The organism is Bradyrhizobium sp. AUGA SZCCT0169 (genome assembly GCF_018130085.1).
Taxonomy (GTDB): domain Bacteria; phylum Pseudomonadota; class Alphaproteobacteria; order Rhizobiales; family Xanthobacteraceae; genus Bradyrhizobium.
In genome coordinates, this window is the sequence record NZ_JAFCMC010000004.1 from 193,754 (window position 1) to 209,152 (window position 15,399).

Sequence of the window (15,399 nt, forward strand, 5' to 3'; positions counted from 1 at the left end):
GAATAGTGGTCATCCACCGCTTTGTAGGCCGTTAAAATGCGCCCAAACGGGTAATTTACAGCGACCGGCGGAAGAAATGCGCGATCTCGCCGATCACGCCGCGGCGGAAAGTCAGCACGCAGGCGACGAAGATGACGCCTTGGATCACCGTCACCCACTGGCCGAAACCGGCCAGATATTGCTGCATGGCAATGATCACGAATGCGCCGACCACGGGACCGAACACGGTTCCGAGACCGCCGACCAGCGTCATCAGCACGATTTCGCCCGACATCGTCCAGTGCACGTCGGTGAGCGAGGCGTTCTGCGCCACGAACACCTTTAGGGAGCCAGCGAAACCGGCGATCGTTCCGGACAGGATGAAGGCCAGCAGTTTGTAGTGATCGGTCTTGTAGCCCAGCGAGATCGCGCGCGGTTCGTTTTCGCGGATCGCCTTCAAGACCTCGCCGAACGGCGAGTTGATGGTGCGATAGATCAAGAGGAAACCGCCAAGGAACCCGACGAGGATGACGTAATACAGCACCGTCGGCTTGGCGAGATTGAAGATGCCGAACAGATAGCCCTGCGGGATGCCCTGGATGCCGTCCTCACCATGGGTGAACGGCGTCTGCAGGTAGATGAAATACAGCAGCTGCGACAGCGCCAGCGTGATCATCGAGAAGTAGATGCCCTGACGGCGAATGGCGACGACGCCGGTAATGACGCCGAGCCCGGCGGCACCGAGGGTGCCGACCAGAATTCCAAGCTCCGGCGACAGCCCCCAGACCTTCAGCGCATGCGCGGTGAAGTAACCGGCCGTGCCCAGAAACATCGCGTGGCCGAACGACAAAAGCCCGCCATAGCCGATCAGGAGGTTGAACGCGCAGGCCAGCAGCGCAAAGCACAGCGCCTGCATCACGAAGAACGGATAGATCCCGGTCAGCGGCACGATCGCCAGCAGCGCTGCCATCAGCACGAATACGATCATCTCGTCGCGCACGGCACGCGGTGAAGCCGGCAGTGTATCGTCAGTCAATGCGCTCATATCAGGCCGCCCGTCCGGTCAGACCCGTTGGCTTCACCAGCAACACCAGCACCATCAGGACGAAAACCACGGTGTTTGAAGCTTCGGGATAGAAATATTTGGTCAGTCCTTCGATCACGCCGAGCGAAAAGCCGGTGATGATCGATCCCATGATGGAGCCCATGCCGCCGATCACCACCACCGCGAACACGACGATGATCAGGTCGGCGCCCATCAGCGGCCGGACCTGGTTGATCGGGGCGGACAGGACGCCGGCCAGCGCCGCAAGACCGACGCCGAGCCCGTAGGTCAGCGTGATCATCCTGGGCACGTTGATGCCGAACGCGCGCACCAGCGTCGGATTTTCGGTCGCGGCGCGCAGATTGGCGCCAAGCCGCGTCTTTTCGATCAGGTACCAGGTAGCAAGGCAAACGATGAGCGAGAACACGACTACCCAGCCGCGGTAGATCGGCAGGAACATGAAGCCGAGGTTCATCCCGCCCTTCAGTTCATCGGGGATCGCATAGGGAAGGCCCGAGGAGCCGAAATAATTCTGGAACACGCCCTGCACGATCAGCGCGATGCCGAACGTCAGCAACAGTCCGTAGAGATGGTCGAGGCCTGAAAGCCACTGCAGCATGGTCCGTTCCAGGATCATGCCGAAGATGCCGACCACGATCGGCGCGATGATCAGCGCCGGCCAGTATCCGATGCCCGCCAGGTTGAGCAGGAAATAGGCGCAGAACGCCCCCATCATATAGAGCGCGCCATGGGCGAAATTGATGATGTTGAGCATGCCGAAGATGACGGCCAGCCCGAGACTGAGCAGCGCGTAGAACGAGCCGTTGATCAATCCCACCAAAAGCTGCGCGTAGAGAGCTTGCATCGGTTTCGCACTCGATTTCGTGGTGACGTTATTTCGCGTCGTGACGCGAAGGTGTCGCGTGGTGACGCGAACGGAAGCCCGCCGGCACGGTGCCGGCGGGCGATCTTCGTTACTTCTTTACCAGCGGACAGGCGCTTTCCGAAAGCGGCCGGAAGGCCTGGTCGCCAGGGGTGGTCCCGATCAGCTTGTAATAGTCCCACGGTCCCTTGGATTCGGACGGCTTCTTGACCTCGAACAGATAGGCCGGATGAAGCTTGCGACCGTCGGCGCGGATCGTCCCCTTGCCGAACAGCGGGTCCTCGGTCGGCGCCGCCTTCATTTTCTCAACGACCTTGATGCCGTCATGCGGATTGCCGCCCATCGCGTCGAGCGTCTTGAAGTAGTGGATCAGACCGGAATAGACGCCGGCCTGCACCATGGACGGCATCGCCTTGTTCTTCATGCGCTCGGAGAAGCGCTTGGAAAACGCGCGGGTGTCGTCGTTCAGATCCCAATAGAAGGTTTCCGTGAAGCTCAGGCCCTGCGCCACCTTCAGGCCGAGCGAGTGAACGTCGGTGATGAACAGCAGGAGACCAGCCAGCTTCTGGCCGCCAGAGACGATGCCGAATTCCGACGCCTGCTTGATGGTGTTGGTGGTGTCGCCGCCGGCATTGGCCATGCCGACGATCTTGGCTTTGGAAGCCTGCGCCTGCAGCAGGAACGAGGAGAAGTCCGACGAATTCAGCGGATGTCTGACGGTGCCGATAACCTTGCCGCCCGATTTAGTCACGACCGCAGCGGTGTCGCGTTCCAGCGCGTGGCCGAACGCGTAATCCGCGGTCAGGAAGTACCAGGTGTCGCCACCGGCCTTCACCAGCGCCTGCCCGGTGCTGTTCGCCAGCATGTAGGTGTCGTAAACCCAGTGAATCGTGTTCGGCGAGCACTGGGCGTTGGTGAGATCCGACGTCGCCGCGCCGGTATTGATCATAACGGCGTTCTTTTCCTTCACCAGATTGTTGACCGCCAGCGCAACGCCGGAGTTCAGCACGTCCATGAAGATGTCGACCTTCTCGACGTCGATCCATTGGCGCGCGATGGTCGTGGCGATGTCGGGCTTGTTCTGGTGGTCGGCCGAAATCACATCGATCTTCCAGCCCTTGGCGGCAAGCCCGGAATCCTCGATCGCCATCTGGGCGGCGAGCGTGGAGCCGGCGCCGCCGAGGTCGGAATAAAGACCGGAATTGTCGGTGAGGACACCGATCTTGATGTTCTTGTCCTGCGCCAACGCGCCGCTCGCGGCGAGTGTCAGCGCGGTGCCGAAAAGCAGTGCCGAAATTTTCTGTTTCATATTTTCTCCCTGAATTTTGTTTGCCGAACTATACCGATCAGACGCCAAGATAAGTGTGGAGCTTGTCCATATTGGCCTGCAGTTCCGAATTCGCGAACCCGTCGATGACCTTGCCGTGCTCGACGATGTAATAGCGATCCGCGACCGTCGCGGCGAAGCGGAAATTCTGCTCGACCAGCAGGATGGTAAAACCTTCCGACTTCAGCCGCGCGATGGTGTGCCCGATCTGCTGGATGATGACCGGTGCCAGACCTTCGGTCGGCTCGTCCAGCATCAGGAACCGCGCACCGGTACGCAGGATTCTGGCGATCGCGAGCATCTGCTGCTCGCCGCCCGAAAGCTTGGTGCCCTGGCTGTTGAGCCGTTCCTTCAGATTCGGAAACAGCTCGAAGATCTGATCGAGCGAAAGGCCGCCCGGGCGCACGATCGGCGGCAGCAGCAGGTTTTCGCGCACGTCGAGGCTTGCGAAAATGCCGCGCTCCTCCGGGCAGAAGGCGACGCCCATCCGCGCGATCTTGTCGGACGAGGTGCGCGTGATGTCTTCATTGTTGAAGCGGATCGAACCGGTGCGCTTGCCGATGATCCCCATCACCGATTTCAACGTGGTGGTCTTGCCGGCGCCGTTGCGTCCGAGCAGCGTCACCACCTCGCCGGCATTCACATTGAAATTGATGCCGTGAAGGATGTGTGATTCGCCGTACCAGGCCTCCAGGTTCTGAACCGAGAGAACCGGAGCGCCGGTCGTCTTTGCAGGGGCTTCCGCCATCTTTACCTCAGCCATGACCGGCCCCCAGATAGGCTTCCTTGACGCGCTCGTCCTTGGACAGATCGGCATAATTGCCTTCCGCCAGCACCTGACCGCGCGTCAATACCGTGATGATATCGGAAAGGTTCGCCACCACGGAGAGATTGTGTTCGACCATCAGGATCGTGTGTTTCGCCGAGATGCTCTTGATCAGCGCCGCGATCTTGTCGATGTCCTCGTGGCCCATGCCGGCCATCGGTTCGTCGAGCAACATCATCTCCGGATCGAGCGCCAGCGTCGTTGCGATTTCGAGCGCGCGCTTGCGCCCATAGGGCATCTCGACCGCCGGTGTCGTGGCGAATTCGCTCAGGCCGACGTCGTTCAACAGCTCATGGGCACGATTGTTGAAGCGATCGAGCACGCTCTTGGAGCGCCAGAAATCGAATGAAGAGCCGTGCTGGCGCTGCAACGCGACCCGAACATTCTCCAGCGCCGTGAGGTGCGGAAACACCGCCGAAATCTGGAACGAACGCACCAGCCCGAGGCGTGCCACGTCGGCCGGCGCCATCGCAGTGATGTCCTTCCCCTTGTACAGAATCTGGCCCGCCGAGGGCTTCAGAAACTTGGTCAAGAGGTTGAAGCACGTCGTCTTGCCGGCGCCGTTCGGCCCGATCAACGCATGAATACTGCCGCGACGCACCTTGAGAGCAACGTCGCGAACGGCGAAGAAACCCGCGAATTCCTTGGTCAATCCGTGGGTTTCGAGAATGAACTCATCGGCCAAACAAACTTCCCCCATCAGCCCGCTGCGAAATCCCCTCGCGCGCGGCCAATTTTTCCCTTGTCGGGCAGGCTCTCCCGGACGCCTTGGAAACCGTCCCGGACCTGCCGCCTCCGGGCGGAATATGCCGTCAACGGCACGGATTAGGCAAGGCGGAAAGCTTGGCTAGGCCAAAGCATTAGTGCCGGTTCCAAATCCGCCCTTAGTCGAATTGCATAGCCTGCGCGAATGGCAGGGTGCCGGAGCGTCTTCCCGCCATACCCGCGCACCGGAAAGCCGCCGTTAACGGTGTTTTGCTGCAATCGGGCCTTTTCATAGAATATTACCGCCCGGAGCAGATCATCTCGCGATTTAGTCAGGCAGGGATCGCGGCCGTGGATTTCGCAAGCGCCGACCCATCAATCGTCAAATCGATCAAGCAGCGCGATTTGCTGAACACCTGGCTGCGGCTTTTTGCCCGCGAGCATTCGCTGCCGCCTCTGGATCAGTATCGGCCGGAACGGCTGGAGGATGAACTTCCCGACCTCGTCTTCTTGGACGTCGATACCAGTACGCCGCTGCCCCGCCTCACGATCCAGAGCGACGGCACGCGGATGTCGAGCGCCTATGGCCATACCGGCAAGGGCCGCTATCTGGACGAGTATCTTGGCGCAAGGCTCGCACCGATCGTGATGCCGGTCTATTACGAATGCATCGCCCGCCGCCTGCCCGCCTACACCATCGCCAATATCGATGACGTCTACGGACGTATCGTCGCCTATGAGCGGCTGCTGCTGCCGTTCTCCGACGGCGGCAACGTCACCCACATCATCGCATCGCTCAAGACCATCAGCGAGGATGGCGGTTTCGAGATCAGGAATCTGATGCGCGGAAGCGACAAGCTGCCGGTGCCCAAGCTTCGTACCATCATCGACCGCGACCTTTTCCATCGCGCGCCCGGCCGCATTCCGTCCGGCGACGTGCTCGAATTCGGCTAGGGCAATGGAATTCGCAAGTGCCGATCCTTCGGTCGTAAGGTCGATCAAGCAGCGCGAGCTCCTGAACGCGTGGCTGCGCGCCGCAACCAGGCACCGGCCGCTTCCCCTTATCGATGATTTCCAACCCAACCGCGTCGGCGACGAACCGGCCGACATGATGACCCTTGACGTGGTCGGCCACGGCGACGACGCTCGCTTCCTGGTCACCCAGGCGGGCACCACACTAAGCGCCACCTATGGCAGCGATCGCTTCGAGCCGGCCAAACCGGCCAATCGCTATCTGGACAACGCGATCGGGCCGGAACGATATGCCCGCGTGGTTGCCCTTGTATCGCGCCTGCCTGAAGCACAAGCGGCCGGCCTATTCGATTTCAACGGTGCAGGACGCCGACAACAAGGACGTGTCCTATGAGCGGCTGCTGCTGCCGTTCGGTCGTGGCGATGGGGTCGAACACATCGTCGGCTCCTACAAGAGCATCAGTATCGAGGGCGGCTTCAAGATCAAGAATCTGATGGGTCTCAAGCCGAAGGCCGTGCCCGTGATCCTGGTCCGGGCGATCATCGATCGCGATTTCGTGCCGAGCACCGCAAGCCGGCAGCTGTCCGACGACGTCATCGAACTGGGCTAGGCTTCTAACTCGACTAGGCCTTGCGCTTGTCCTTCGACGCCACTTCCTTGGCGTAAATATCCGGCTTGAACCCGACCAGCAATTTGCCGCCGAGATCGAGCACGGGCCGCTTGATCATCGACGGCTGCGCCAGCATCAGCGCCAGCGCCTTGCGCTCGTTCAACCCTTCTTTGTCACTATCCGGCAGCTTGCGGAAGGTCGTGCCGGCGCGGTTGAGCAGGGTTTCCCAACCGAGTTCATCGGACCATTGCTTGAGCTTGTCCTTGGCGATGCCAGCGATCTTGTAGTCGTGAAAATCGTAAGCGACGCCGTGGCCGTCGAGCCAGGTGCGGGCCTTCTTCATGGTGTCGCAGTTCTTGATGCCGTAGATGGTGATGGGCATTTCAACACATTCCAGATTTGGCGCCATTCGCTGCTGGCGAGGCGTCCGCAGGTTTCTATACAATGCAGATCAGCGAATCCATCATAGACTGACGTGTCACCCGCAGGTGAGGCCCCGCATGGAATTCACCCTTTTGTTTCTGGCAGCAAGCATCGTGATGCTGGTGGCCTGGCGCGGTTCACGCGCCCTTGCGCTCGGCCTGTACGCGGCCGCCATGATCGCCTGCGTCGCGACCTATCTGCACCATGCGACCGATACGCTGAAACTGTCGTTCTGAAGCCGCCCATGACCCAGACCCGCGCCATCACCCTGAATGCGCTCAGCCTCTACGCCGTCGCGCTGGTGCTGGCGGCGGCATTTGCGGCGCAGCTCCTGCTGCATGAATTGCCCTGCCCGCTGTGCCTGCTGCAACGCATCCTGTTCGCGATGCTGGCGATCGGCCCGATCCTGAACATCCGCTTCGGACCGCGCCCCAGCCATTATGCCCTGTCGCTGTTGGCAGCCGTTGCCGGCGCGGTCGCTTCGACGCGGCAGGTGCTGCTGCACATCATGCCGGGAGACCCGGGCTACGGTTCGGCGTTGCTCGGCTATCACTATTACACCTGGGCGCTGATCGGCTTCATCGCTTCCATCGTTCTTCTCGCGGCGGTGCTGCTGTTCGACCGGCAGTTCGAAGATGATGGCGGTGCATTGCCGCCGACCGGCGGCCTGTTCGCGCTGGCCGCCGTCTGGCTCGTGATCGCGCTGACGGCGGCGAACGTGGTGACGACGCTTTTGGAATGCGGCTTTGGGGCATGCGCCGATAACCCGGTTGTATATGAATTGCTCAAACGGGGAGTGTAGCGGTTTGCCGACCTTGAAGCAGAATCGCCGCCATCAGGATCAGTTCTTGGCGTAAGACTCCAGGTATTCAGCTGATGGTGGAATCGGCGTGATCACATCGATCAATACGCCGTTGGGATCTTCAGTGATGAAGTGCCGCTGACCGAAGGGCTCATCGCGGAGCGGAAGCAGGATAGGCAGCCCAGCTGCACGAAGCCTGCCATAGACCTCGTCGACGTCTTGAACTTCAAAATTGATCAGAACACCGCGCGCAGAGCCGCGCGCTTTCGCGGGGATCGTGTCGTGATCGCCTGCCAGGATCGCGAGGGCAACGTTCTCTTGCACTTTCGATTGCAGATGGACGTACCAGTCCGCCTCGAACGCCGGCTCGAAATCAAAGTGGGTTCGATAAAATGCCGAGGTCGCGGCGACATTGTCGACCATCAGTACCGGATAATAGCTCGTGATCTGCATCCTTGTTCTCCGCTGCTGAAAAACATACAATCTGCACGCAAACAGAAACATACAGGCTGCATGTATGCAAGTGATAAAAGGACGCAGGAGCAACGTCGACCGCAGCGCGACCACTCGTGGGAGAGTGCTTGAAGCGGCCAAAACACTTTTTATCGCAAAGGGATATGCGGCTACCGGAACGCCCGAGATTGCCACGCAAGCGGGAGTGACCCGGGGGGCGCTCTACCATCATTTCGAGGACAAAAGGGCACTCTATCTCGCCCTGGTCGAGGCTGAGTCCGCCGCTGTTGCCGCCGAGATCGAGGACGCTGCTTCGCCTGCAGACGCTCCGATGCACATGCTCCATACAGGCGCTTCAGCGTACTTGCGCGCGATGCAGAAGGAAGGACGAACTCGTCTGATCCTAATCGAGGCGCCCGCCGTTCTGGGTTTCGAAACCGTGGATGCCATCGATGCCAAACATGGCCGCCGAACTTTGTTGAATGGTCTGGAAGCGGCGATGCGCCCCTCGCCTGAAATCTCGCTCGTCGCCGTGGCCAATATCCTATCTGCGGCCTTCGACCGGGCGGCTATCGCCATCGCTGCAGGCGGTAACTTTTCCGACTACGACATGGCGCTGAAGCAACTGATGGATGGCCTTGTCGCCGAGAGATTGACTTTGACCGGCCATCGGCCCGCGTGAAAGGCATTTCACTCGAAGGCTGTTGAGCGATGTTAACCGCCCGCTTTTGGAAAGCGCGTTGCGAAACATCCAGTTGCTTACGGCCGCTTCGGAATATTCAGGCCGCGCTCCACGGCAGGCCGCGCGAGGCCGCGCTCCAGCCATGCCGGCACGTGTTTAAAACTATCGAACGCGACGAGTTCACGCGCACCATAGAAACCGATCAGGTTGCGCACCCAGCCGAGCATCGAAATATCGGCAATGGTATATTCATCGTCCATCACCCACTGCCGGCCGCCCAGATGGGTCTCGAGCACGTCGAGCAGGCGCTTGGACTCCGCGACATAACGCTCGAGCGGCCGCTTGTCGGGAAACTCCTTGCCGGCGAATTTGTGGAAGAAGCCGACCTGGCCGAACATCGGCCCGATCCCGCCCATCTGAAAATGCACCCACTGAATGGTCTGCCAGCGTCGCGCGGCATCCACCGGCAGCAGCTTGCCGGTCTTCTCGGCGAGGTATTGCAGGATCGCGCCGGACTCGAACAGGCCGAGCGGCTTGCCGCCGGGTCCATCGGGATCGAGGATCGCGGGTATCTTGCCATTCGGATTCAGCGACAGGAATTCCGGCGTCTTCTGGTCGTCCTTGCCAAAGTCGACGAGATGCACTTCGTAAGGCAGCCCGATCTCTTCTAGCATGATCGAGATCTTGACGCCGTTCGGTGTCGGGAGCGAATAGAGCTGAAGGCGGTCGGGATGTTTTGCTGGCCAACGTTTTGTAATTGGGAAGGCGGAAAGATCGGACATTGAAACTCGTTCTTTTCGTGGTTGTTGTTGCGGCGGTAATGTACGAACGTTGCCACGCATAACAAGGGGCGGCATCGCCAATGACGGATCATGCAACACCTGAGAAACTCGGCATGACCGACGCGGAGCTCGCGGTTCACCCGACCGTGTTCGCGGCCGATGCGCTGAAAAACCAGGTCGTGCTGGTGTCCGGCGGCGCCGGCGGCATCGGGCGGGCGATTGCCTGGCTGTTTGCGCGGCTCGGCGCGCATGTCGCCGTGGTCGGGCGCGATCAGGGCAAGCTCGATGTGCTGGTCGCCGAAATGGCCGGACGCGGCCTGAAAGCATCGGCCCACACCGCCGACATCAGGGAGCCCGACGCGGTCAACGCCATGTTCGACGCGGTATGGTCCGCCCACGGCCGGCTCGATATTCTCGTCAACAGCGCCGGCGGTCAATTTCCGCAAGCCGCGATCGATTTTTCGGTGAAGGGCTGGAACACAGTCATCAACACCAATCTGAACGGCACCTGGTACATGATGCAGGCCGCCGCCCAGCGCTGGCGAGACCGCAAGCATCCCGGCAGCATCGTCAACATCGTGGTCGTCACCACGCATGGGCTCTACGGCATCGCGCATTCCGTCGCAGCGCGAGCTGGCGTGATCGGGCTGTCGCGCGCGGTTGCGGTCGAGTGGGCGCCGCTGAACATCCGCGTCAATTGCGTGGCGCCCGGCGCGATCGAAACCGAGGGCTGGAACGTCTACACGCCGGAAGCCCGCGCCGCCTATCCGCGCTCGAACCCGATGATGCGCGCGGGATCGCCATGGGACATCGCGGAAGCCAGCGTCTACCTCGCCGCCCCATCCGGCAAATTCGTCACCGGCGAAACGCTGACGGTCGACGGCGGCGGTCAGCTCTGGGGTGAAACCTGGACCACGGGCAAGCCGGATTATTTCGGCGGCGACAAGTGACGTGCTAGTGATCCCGCATGCCCCGCTATCGCCTCGCCATTTTCGATTTCGACGGCACGCTCGCCGACTCGCTTCCCTGGTTTCGAACCGTTTTTCAGGACCTGATCGCGAAGTTCGACCTCGCGCCAGTCAGCGCCGAGGAGCTGGAGGGATTGCGAGGACGGTCGGGCCGCGAAATCATCGCCCGCCTCAACATGCCAATGTGGAAGCTGCCGGCCATCTCGCGCGACATGCGGCGGCGCAAGCTTGCGGCCGCAAACCAGATCTCGCTGTTCGACGGCGTCCCGCAATTGCTGGCCGACCTGCGGAACATCGGCATCCACGCCGCAATCGTCAGCTCCGACAGCGAAGCATCGGTACGCCAGGTCCTCGGTCCTTCCGCGGCGCTGATCGCGCGCTTCGACTGCGGCGCCTCGCTCTTCGGCAAGCACCACAAGTTCAAGCGCGTCGCGCGGCAGCTCGGAACAAGTCCTTCCGAAGTCCTCTGCATTGGCGACGAACTCCGCGATATCGAAGCCGCCAGGGCCGCAGGGATGGATTCCGGCGCGGTCGCCTGGGGCTACGCCCTCCCCGCCGCGCTGCAGGCAGCCCGGCCGACGCATTTCTTCCATACGTTCGAGGAGATCAAGCAAGAGTTCGCGATCGCCTGATTGAACCGTCACGCCTTTTTCTGCAGCACCGTCACATGCAGGCGACGACGGATCTCCATTCCCTGCCTTTGATAAAGCGCGATCGCTGAGGTGTTGCTGCTAAACACATGCAGGAACGGAATCTCGCCTCGATCAACGATTCCGCGGGCGACCGCGCCGAGCAGTGCCTGCGCGTAGCCGCGGCCGCGATGATCCGGGTGCACGCAGACCGCCGTCATCTCGGTGTAATTGCCGGGCTTCATGCGCTCGCCGGTCATCGCGACGAGCCGGCCATCGATCCTGATGCCGAGAAACGTTCCGAGTTCATGGGTGCGCGTGCTGAAAGGACCGGGTTTTGTCAGTTCGACCAGTGCGATCATCTCGGGCACATCGGTCACGCCGAGCGTGACGATCTCCACGCCGGGCGCCGAACTGTCCTTGGGCGTTCCTGTCATCTGCTCCCCGGTCTCAGCGAGCAGCGTTTTGAATTGATCCGGCGCGGTGACTGCGCCTGATGTAAACAGCACGGCGATCTCGGATCCGGACATCAGCGCGCCAAGGGCGGCAAAGCTTTCGGGCGACATGTCGACCATGTCCGCGAACGGCGCGATCGCAAGCGGAAAGCGCCGCGCCACGGCGCCGCCCTCCGCCAGCGCCTGCTGCCGGGTCGTCAGAGCGCTCCAGATGGGCTGATCGAGCGGATGAGTCATGGTTTTGCCGACGCACGTCCGCTCAAAGCACGCAGCCGTAATGCGCCGACGACACCAGCCGGATATATTTGTCGTGCACCGAGCCGCGCCGCACCCGCGCCGCGTCAGGCGCGCGCCAGTCTGCCATGCGCCGGGCGATCTCCTCGGGCGACACGTCGAGGGTGACGGTGCGCGCACCGGGATCGATCACGATGATATCGCCGTCGCGGACCGCCGCGATCGGACCGCCACGCGCCGCTTCCGGCGAGACATGGCCGATCAGGATGCCGTGCGAGACGCCGGAGAAGCGCCCGTCGGTGATGAGCGCGACATCCTCACCGAGGCCCTGCCCCTGCAACTGGATCGTCAGCATCACCATTTCGGGCATGCCAGGCCCGCCGACCGGACCGACATTGCGCACCACGATCACATTGCCGGCCACGATCTCCCCGGCGCGGATCGCCGCCATCGTGGCGGCCTCGGATTCAAACACCCGCGCCGTGCCGCGGAATTGCCCGTTGTCGAGCGTCTTGCCGGAGAGTTTGAGCAGGCAGCTTTCCGGCGCGAGATTGCCCTTCAGCACGCTGATGTGGTTGTTCGGCGGCGCGACGGGACTGGCCACCGGCGAAACGATCTTCTGCGGGCCGATCTGATCCAGCGTCGGCACATCAGCGAGGTTTTCGGCCAGCGTCTTGCCGGTAACCGTCATCACGTCGCCGTGCAGCAGGCCGTTGCGCAGCAACTCCTTCATCACGACGGGCACGCCGCCGATCGCATGCAGGCTTCCCATCGCAAAGGGTCCATGCGGCTGCAGGTCGGCCAGCAGCGGCACGCGTTCGCCGACCGCCTGGATGCGCTCGATGCCGACCGGCACCTGCGCCTCGCGCGCGACCGCGAGCAAGTGCAGATACATGTTGGTCGAACCGCCCATCGCGTAGACGGTCGTGATCGCGTTCTCGAACGCACGCTCGGTCATGATGTCGCGCGGCCGGATGCCGGCCTCGATCAGCCCGTACAGCGCGTCGACCGAGGCACGGGCCTGCGCGCGGACGTCGGCATGGATATCACTGCCGGCATGGTAGTCGGCGGGATGCGAGGCGCCGCGCGGCAGCATCATGCCGATCGCTTCCGCAATCGTGCTCATGGTGTTGGCGGTGAACATCGCGCCGCAGGTGCCGCTGCCGGGCATCACGTTGCGCTCGATCTCGGTCAACTCTTCCGACGAGATGCGCCCGGAATCGTTGGCCGCGCGCGCCTCGGCGTAATCCATGATGGTCAGATTGTTGCCCTTGGCGGCCCAGGCGCCGAACGACACCCGGCCCGGCGAACTGGTGCCGGGATAGAGCACGAGCCCGAATGCATTGGTCCGCGCCAGCGGCATCAAGGCTGCAGCGCCGGTCTTGTCGCAACCGGAGATCACGATCATGGCGTCGCCATGGTGCGCGTAGTGGCCGATCTCGAAGCAATCGGCGACGACGTCACGCGACGCCAGGCTGTAGCCTGCCGTCGGCGTGCCCTGCGTCAGCGCGTCCGACACCGCAGGCGCCCCCACGATCAGCCCCTGCCCGCCGCGTTCGGCGAGAAGTTCGACGAGCAAATCCGTAATGGTGCGCACGCGATTGTTGCAGCGATGCGCATTGGTATAGGCGCTCGCAATCGTCACGACCGCGCTGGTCTTGGCGGCGCGGTCCGGTTCGAAGCCGGCGGCACGCAATTCGACGCGGGCTTTCTTCCAGTAGGTGCTGCTGTCTTCAACCATTGCTTCTTATTTACCCCTTGCATGCTGATCGAACGCGCTGAGCACGGCGAGCGTCATCGCCGTGACACCGGTCTGGATGGTCGGCTTCGGCACCGGCGCGAACAGCGGCGAATGATTGCCGGGCATCGGGGTTCCGCTCTTGTTGGCCGCAGCCCACTGCTCCGGGTCATGGACCCCGATGTTGAACATCATCGACGGCACCCCGGCATAGGCGAATTCGGAAAAATCCTCGCTCGGCGTGCCTGGCGGCGAAATCCTGAACTTGTCGCCGAAAGCTGCCTTCAGCACCTTCTCTGCGGTCGCAACGACCGCTGGATCGTTCATGACAGCCTTGGCGCCCTCGGCGATCCTGATCTCGGGCGCGGGCGCATCCGACATCGCGGCCGCCGCCTTCGCCACCCGTTCAATCCCCGCATGCAATTTGGCGCGTACCTGCGGTTTGAAGGTGCGGATGGTGCCCTGCAACGTTGCTTCATCGGGGATGATGTTGCCGACGGTGCCGCTCTGAATCGCGCCGATGCTGACAACAGCGAACTCGGTCGGATCCTTTTCGCGGCTGATCACGCTTTGCACGTCGACGATGAACCGGGCGGCAATCATGATGGGGTCGATGGTTGCCTGCGGCATCGCGCCGTGACCGCCGCGGCCACGGAACTTGATGTAGAGTCCGTCGGCAATCGACGAGCCGACGCCGACGCGATAGGCCAGATTACCGTGCGGGAATCCGCCGGCATGCAGAGCGAAGGCAAAGTCGGGCTTCTGAAATCGCGTGAACAGGCCGTCATCCAGCATGGCCTTCGCGCCTCGCACGATTTCCTCGGCCGGCTGGGCGATGAACATCAGCGTGCCCTTCCACTGGTCTTTCAGCCCCAGCAGAGTCTTCGCCGTTCCGACCCAACTCGCCATATGGATGTCGTGGCCGCAGCTATGGGCGACAAACGACTCCTTGCCACCAAACACGGCCTTGTCCTGACTTGCGTAAGGGAGCCCGGTTTTCTCCTCCATCGGTAACGCGTCGAGTTCGGTGCGCACCAGGATGGTGGGGCCATCGCCATTCTTGTAGATGGCGACCAGGCCCGTCTTGCCGACCTGCTCAGTCACCTCAAAACCCAGCGCGCGCATCTCGGCGGCGAGTTTTGCGGCGGTCTTCACCTCCTGGAAGGCGAGTTCGGGATGGGCGTGAATGTCCTTGTAAAGCGCATCGAGTTTCGGATAGTCGGCCTCGAACGATTTCTCGATGGCGGCCTTGAGCGCGGGAACGTTCAACTCGGCATGCGCGGGCCAGAGCGTGAATGCACAGAGCGCCGATGACAAAAGCAAGGATTTGACCAAGTGCTTCATGGCGGCGGCGCTCCCTTGTTTCCCCGGTGTTGCTCTTATCGGCAGCCTGGACGACGGCTCGTTGAGTGTCTACCCGGTTTTGCCGTCGTCAAAGCTCACGATCACGGCAGCGTTGGCGATCAGGATAGGATCGTTGCCCAGATCGGACGGGATCTCGAGCCCGCCCGCGATCGCCGTCACGGTCTTGGTGCCATATGGCAATTCCTTGGCGACCGCCGCGGTATCCACCGCCTCGGGGTTCGGCACGGCGATGGTGACATCGACGTACATATCGTTGGCGGTCTTGCCCAGCATCCGGAAGAAGCCGAGGCTGGAGTGGCGGATTGCGTCCGAGACCGCGCGCTTGGCGGCCTTGGTGGCGTCGCGGCCATGAACATCAACGCCCATGCCCATTTCGGTAATACAGCGCACGCGTGCCATCAGGTTTTTGCTTTCGTTGGAGTGCGGGGGATCAGTCTCGGCGCAGAGTTTCGCGCCATGGCGGTCCGAAGGCAAGTGGGCGACTGAAAGCGACGAAGCAAACCGCTCCTTCTTGAAGCGG

20 protein-coding genes are annotated in these 15,399 nt (G+C 62.0%); 8 read left to right on the forward strand and 12 right to left on the reverse strand.

All coding sequences use genetic code 11. The features are described 5' to 3' along the window. Nucleotides 1-55 precede the first annotated feature (55 nt). From JQ609_RS06515 to JQ609_RS06535, 5 genes are all read right to left on the reverse strand, one after another. The gene (locus JQ609_RS06515) at nt 56-1,024 is read right to left on the reverse strand and encodes a branched-chain amino acid ABC transporter permease (protein ID WP_212264839.1); all 969 of its coding nucleotides are present in this window, start codon (nt 1,022-1,024) and stop codon (nt 56-58) included. Between the two features lies 1 nt (nt 1,025). Continuing rightward, on the reverse strand, nt 1,026-1,889 hold the full coding sequence (locus tag JQ609_RS06520; protein ID WP_192739604.1) for a branched-chain amino acid ABC transporter permease: 864 nt from the start codon (nt 1,887-1,889) through the stop codon (nt 1,026-1,028). 109 nt (nt 1,890-1,998) lie between these two features. Beyond that, on the reverse strand, nt 1,999-3,216 hold the full coding sequence (locus JQ609_RS06525) for an ABC transporter substrate-binding protein (protein WP_212207947.1): 1,218 nt from the start codon (nt 3,214-3,216) through the stop codon (nt 1,999-2,001). A gap of 37 nt (nt 3,217-3,253) precedes the next feature. Next, a complete protein-coding gene (locus JQ609_RS06530) occupies nt 3,254-3,997 on the reverse strand; it encodes an ABC transporter ATP-binding protein (protein ID WP_212207946.1) in 744 nt (247 codons plus the stop codon). Continuing rightward, complete coding sequence (locus JQ609_RS06535; protein ID WP_212207945.1) at nt 3,990-4,745, reverse strand: ABC transporter ATP-binding protein; 756 nt, start codon at nt 4,743-4,745, stop codon at nt 3,990-3,992. The genes JQ609_RS06530 and JQ609_RS06535 overlap by 8 nt, the downstream gene beginning before the upstream one ends. A gap of 371 nt (nt 4,746-5,116) precedes the next feature. Between JQ609_RS06535 and JQ609_RS06540 the strand changes: the two genes are divergently transcribed. Genes JQ609_RS06540 through JQ609_RS34940 form a run of 3 tightly spaced genes read left to right on the forward strand, consistent with a single transcriptional unit; the run spans nt 5,117 to nt 6,348 of the window. Then, complete coding sequence (locus tag JQ609_RS06540) at nt 5,117-5,719, forward strand: hypothetical protein (protein ID WP_212272534.1); 603 nt, start codon at nt 5,117-5,119, stop codon at nt 5,717-5,719. 4 nt (nt 5,720-5,723) lie between these two features. After that, on the forward strand, nt 5,724-6,131 hold the full coding sequence (locus tag JQ609_RS06545; RefSeq protein WP_249127708.1) for a hypothetical protein: 408 nt from the start codon (nt 5,724-5,726) through the stop codon (nt 6,129-6,131). After that, nucleotides 6,097-6,348: a hypothetical protein gene (locus JQ609_RS34940; RefSeq protein ID WP_249127709.1), complete on the forward strand. Its 252-nt coding sequence runs from the start codon at nt 6,097-6,099 to the stop codon at nt 6,346-6,348. Before JQ609_RS06545 ends, JQ609_RS34940 begins: the two co-directional genes overlap by 35 nt. A gap of 13 nt (nt 6,349-6,361) precedes the next feature. Here the strand turns inward: JQ609_RS34940 and JQ609_RS06550 are convergent, their stop codons facing one another. Next, nucleotides 6,362-6,730, reverse strand: a complete 369-nt coding sequence (locus JQ609_RS06550; RefSeq protein WP_212207942.1) for an ArsC family reductase — start codon at nt 6,728-6,730, stop codon at nt 6,362-6,364. Nucleotides 6,731-6,848: 118 nt separating this feature from the next. Here JQ609_RS06550 and JQ609_RS06555 point away from each other — a divergent pair, with 118 nt between their 5' ends. Both JQ609_RS06555 and JQ609_RS06560 read left to right on the forward strand, forming a co-directional pair. Beyond that, nucleotides 6,849-7,007 carry a DUF5993 family protein gene (locus JQ609_RS06555; protein WP_212207941.1) on the forward strand — a complete coding sequence of 53 codons (159 nt, stop codon included), beginning with the start codon at nt 6,849-6,851 and terminating at the stop codon, nt 7,005-7,007. Nucleotides 7,008-7,015: 8 nt separating this feature from the next. Further along, the gene (locus JQ609_RS06560) at nt 7,016-7,573 is read left to right on the forward strand and encodes a disulfide bond formation protein B (protein WP_212272536.1); all 558 of its coding nucleotides are present in this window, start codon (nt 7,016-7,018) and stop codon (nt 7,571-7,573) included. A 39-nt stretch (nt 7,574-7,612) separates the two neighbouring features. On the opposite strand, the gene JQ609_RS06565 is transcribed toward JQ609_RS06560, so the two are convergent. Further along, a complete protein-coding gene (locus tag JQ609_RS06565; RefSeq protein ID WP_212207939.1) occupies nt 7,613-8,026 on the reverse strand; it encodes a VOC family protein in 414 nt (137 codons plus the stop codon). Between the two features lie 64 nt (nt 8,027-8,090). Between JQ609_RS06565 and JQ609_RS06570 the strand changes: the two genes are divergently transcribed. Next, nucleotides 8,091-8,708, forward strand: coding sequence for a TetR/AcrR family transcriptional regulator (locus tag JQ609_RS06570; protein ID WP_212272538.1), 618 nt, complete (start codon nt 8,091-8,093; stop codon nt 8,706-8,708). A gap of 77 nt (nt 8,709-8,785) precedes the next feature. Here JQ609_RS06570 and JQ609_RS06575 read toward each other — a convergent pair whose 3' ends face one another. After that, nucleotides 8,786-9,490, reverse strand: coding sequence for a glutathione S-transferase N-terminal domain-containing protein (locus JQ609_RS06575; RefSeq protein ID WP_212272540.1), 705 nt, complete (start codon nt 9,488-9,490; stop codon nt 8,786-8,788). Nucleotides 9,491-9,603: 113 nt separating this feature from the next. Here JQ609_RS06575 and JQ609_RS06580 point away from each other — a divergent pair, with 113 nt between their 5' ends. Then, complete coding sequence (locus tag JQ609_RS06580) at nt 9,604-10,440, forward strand: SDR family oxidoreductase (RefSeq protein WP_249127710.1); 837 nt, start codon at nt 9,604-9,606, stop codon at nt 10,438-10,440. A 17-nt stretch (nt 10,441-10,457) separates the two neighbouring features. Continuing rightward, a complete protein-coding gene (locus tag JQ609_RS06585; protein WP_212272543.1) occupies nt 10,458-11,090 on the forward strand; it encodes an HAD-IA family hydrolase in 633 nt (210 codons plus the stop codon). Between the two features lie 8 nt (nt 11,091-11,098). On the opposite strand, the gene JQ609_RS06590 is transcribed toward JQ609_RS06585, so the two are convergent. The 4 genes from JQ609_RS06590 to JQ609_RS06605 all read right to left on the reverse strand — a co-directional run bounded on the left by JQ609_RS06590 (nt 11,099) and on the right by JQ609_RS06605 (nt 15,278). Further along, a complete protein-coding gene (locus JQ609_RS06590) occupies nt 11,099-11,779 on the reverse strand; it encodes a GNAT family N-acetyltransferase (RefSeq protein WP_212272545.1) in 681 nt (226 codons plus the stop codon). 22 nt (nt 11,780-11,801) lie between these two features. Further along, nucleotides 11,802-13,517 carry a dihydroxy-acid dehydratase gene (locus JQ609_RS06595; protein WP_212272548.1) on the reverse strand — a complete coding sequence of 572 codons (1,716 nt, stop codon included), beginning with the start codon at nt 13,515-13,517 and terminating at the stop codon, nt 11,802-11,804. Nucleotides 13,518-13,523: 6 nt separating this feature from the next. Then, nucleotides 13,524-14,858, reverse strand: coding sequence for an amidohydrolase (locus tag JQ609_RS06600; protein WP_212272551.1), 1,335 nt, complete (start codon nt 14,856-14,858; stop codon nt 13,524-13,526). Between the two features lie 69 nt (nt 14,859-14,927). After that, nucleotides 14,928-15,278 carry a Lin0512 family protein gene (locus tag JQ609_RS06605; protein ID WP_212272552.1) on the reverse strand — a complete coding sequence of 117 codons (351 nt, stop codon included), beginning with the start codon at nt 15,276-15,278 and terminating at the stop codon, nt 14,928-14,930. Nucleotides 15,279-15,399 lie beyond the last annotated feature (121 nt).

Bases quoted from the DNA above. Each gene is read 5' to 3' on its own strand.
- JQ609_RS06515 (WP_212264839.1), bottom strand. From the start codon at position 1,024: ATGAGCGCATTGACTGACGATACACTGCCGGCTTCACCGCGTGCCGTG.
- JQ609_RS06520 (WP_192739604.1), bottom strand. From the start codon at position 1,889: ATGCAAGCTCTCTACGCGCAGCTTTTGGTGGGATTGATCAACGGCTCG.
- JQ609_RS06525 (WP_212207947.1), bottom strand. From the start codon at position 3,216: ATGAAACAGAAAATTTCGGCACTGCTTTTCGGCACCGCGCTGACACTC.
- JQ609_RS06530 (WP_212207946.1), bottom strand. From the start codon at position 3,997: ATGGCTGAGGTAAAGATGGCGGAAGCCCCTGCAAAGACGACCGGCGCT.
- JQ609_RS06545 (WP_249127708.1), top strand. From the start codon at position 5,724: ATGGAATTCGCAAGTGCCGATCCTTCGGTCGTAAGGTCGATCAAGCAG.
- JQ609_RS06550 (WP_212207942.1), bottom strand. From the start codon at position 6,730: ATGCCCATCACCATCTACGGCATCAAGAACTGCGACACCATGAAGAAG.
- JQ609_RS06555 (WP_212207941.1), top strand. From the start codon at position 6,849: ATGGAATTCACCCTTTTGTTTCTGGCAGCAAGCATCGTGATGCTGGTG.
- JQ609_RS06560 (WP_212272536.1), top strand. From the start codon at position 7,016: ATGACCCAGACCCGCGCCATCACCCTGAATGCGCTCAGCCTCTACGCC.
- JQ609_RS06565 (WP_212207939.1), bottom strand. From the start codon at position 8,026: ATGCAGATCACGAGCTATTATCCGGTACTGATGGTCGACAATGTCGCC.
- JQ609_RS06570 (WP_212272538.1), top strand. From the start codon at position 8,091: ATGCAAGTGATAAAAGGACGCAGGAGCAACGTCGACCGCAGCGCGACC.
- JQ609_RS06575 (WP_212272540.1), bottom strand. From the start codon at position 9,490: ATGTCCGATCTTTCCGCCTTCCCAATTACAAAACGTTGGCCAGCAAAA.
- JQ609_RS06580 (WP_249127710.1), top strand. From the start codon at position 9,604: ATGACCGACGCGGAGCTCGCGGTTCACCCGACCGTGTTCGCGGCCGAT.
- JQ609_RS06585 (WP_212272543.1), top strand. From the start codon at position 10,458: ATGCCCCGCTATCGCCTCGCCATTTTCGATTTCGACGGCACGCTCGCC.
- JQ609_RS06590 (WP_212272545.1), bottom strand. From the start codon at position 11,779: ATGACTCATCCGCTCGATCAGCCCATCTGGAGCGCTCTGACGACCCGG.
- JQ609_RS06595 (WP_212272548.1), bottom strand. From the start codon at position 13,517: ATGGTTGAAGACAGCAGCACCTACTGGAAGAAAGCCCGCGTCGAATTG.
- JQ609_RS06600 (WP_212272551.1), bottom strand. From the start codon at position 14,858: ATGAAGCACTTGGTCAAATCCTTGCTTTTGTCATCGGCGCTCTGTGCA.
- JQ609_RS06605 (WP_212272552.1), bottom strand. From the start codon at position 15,278: ATGGCACGCGTGCGCTGTATTACCGAAATGGGCATGGGCGTTGATGTT.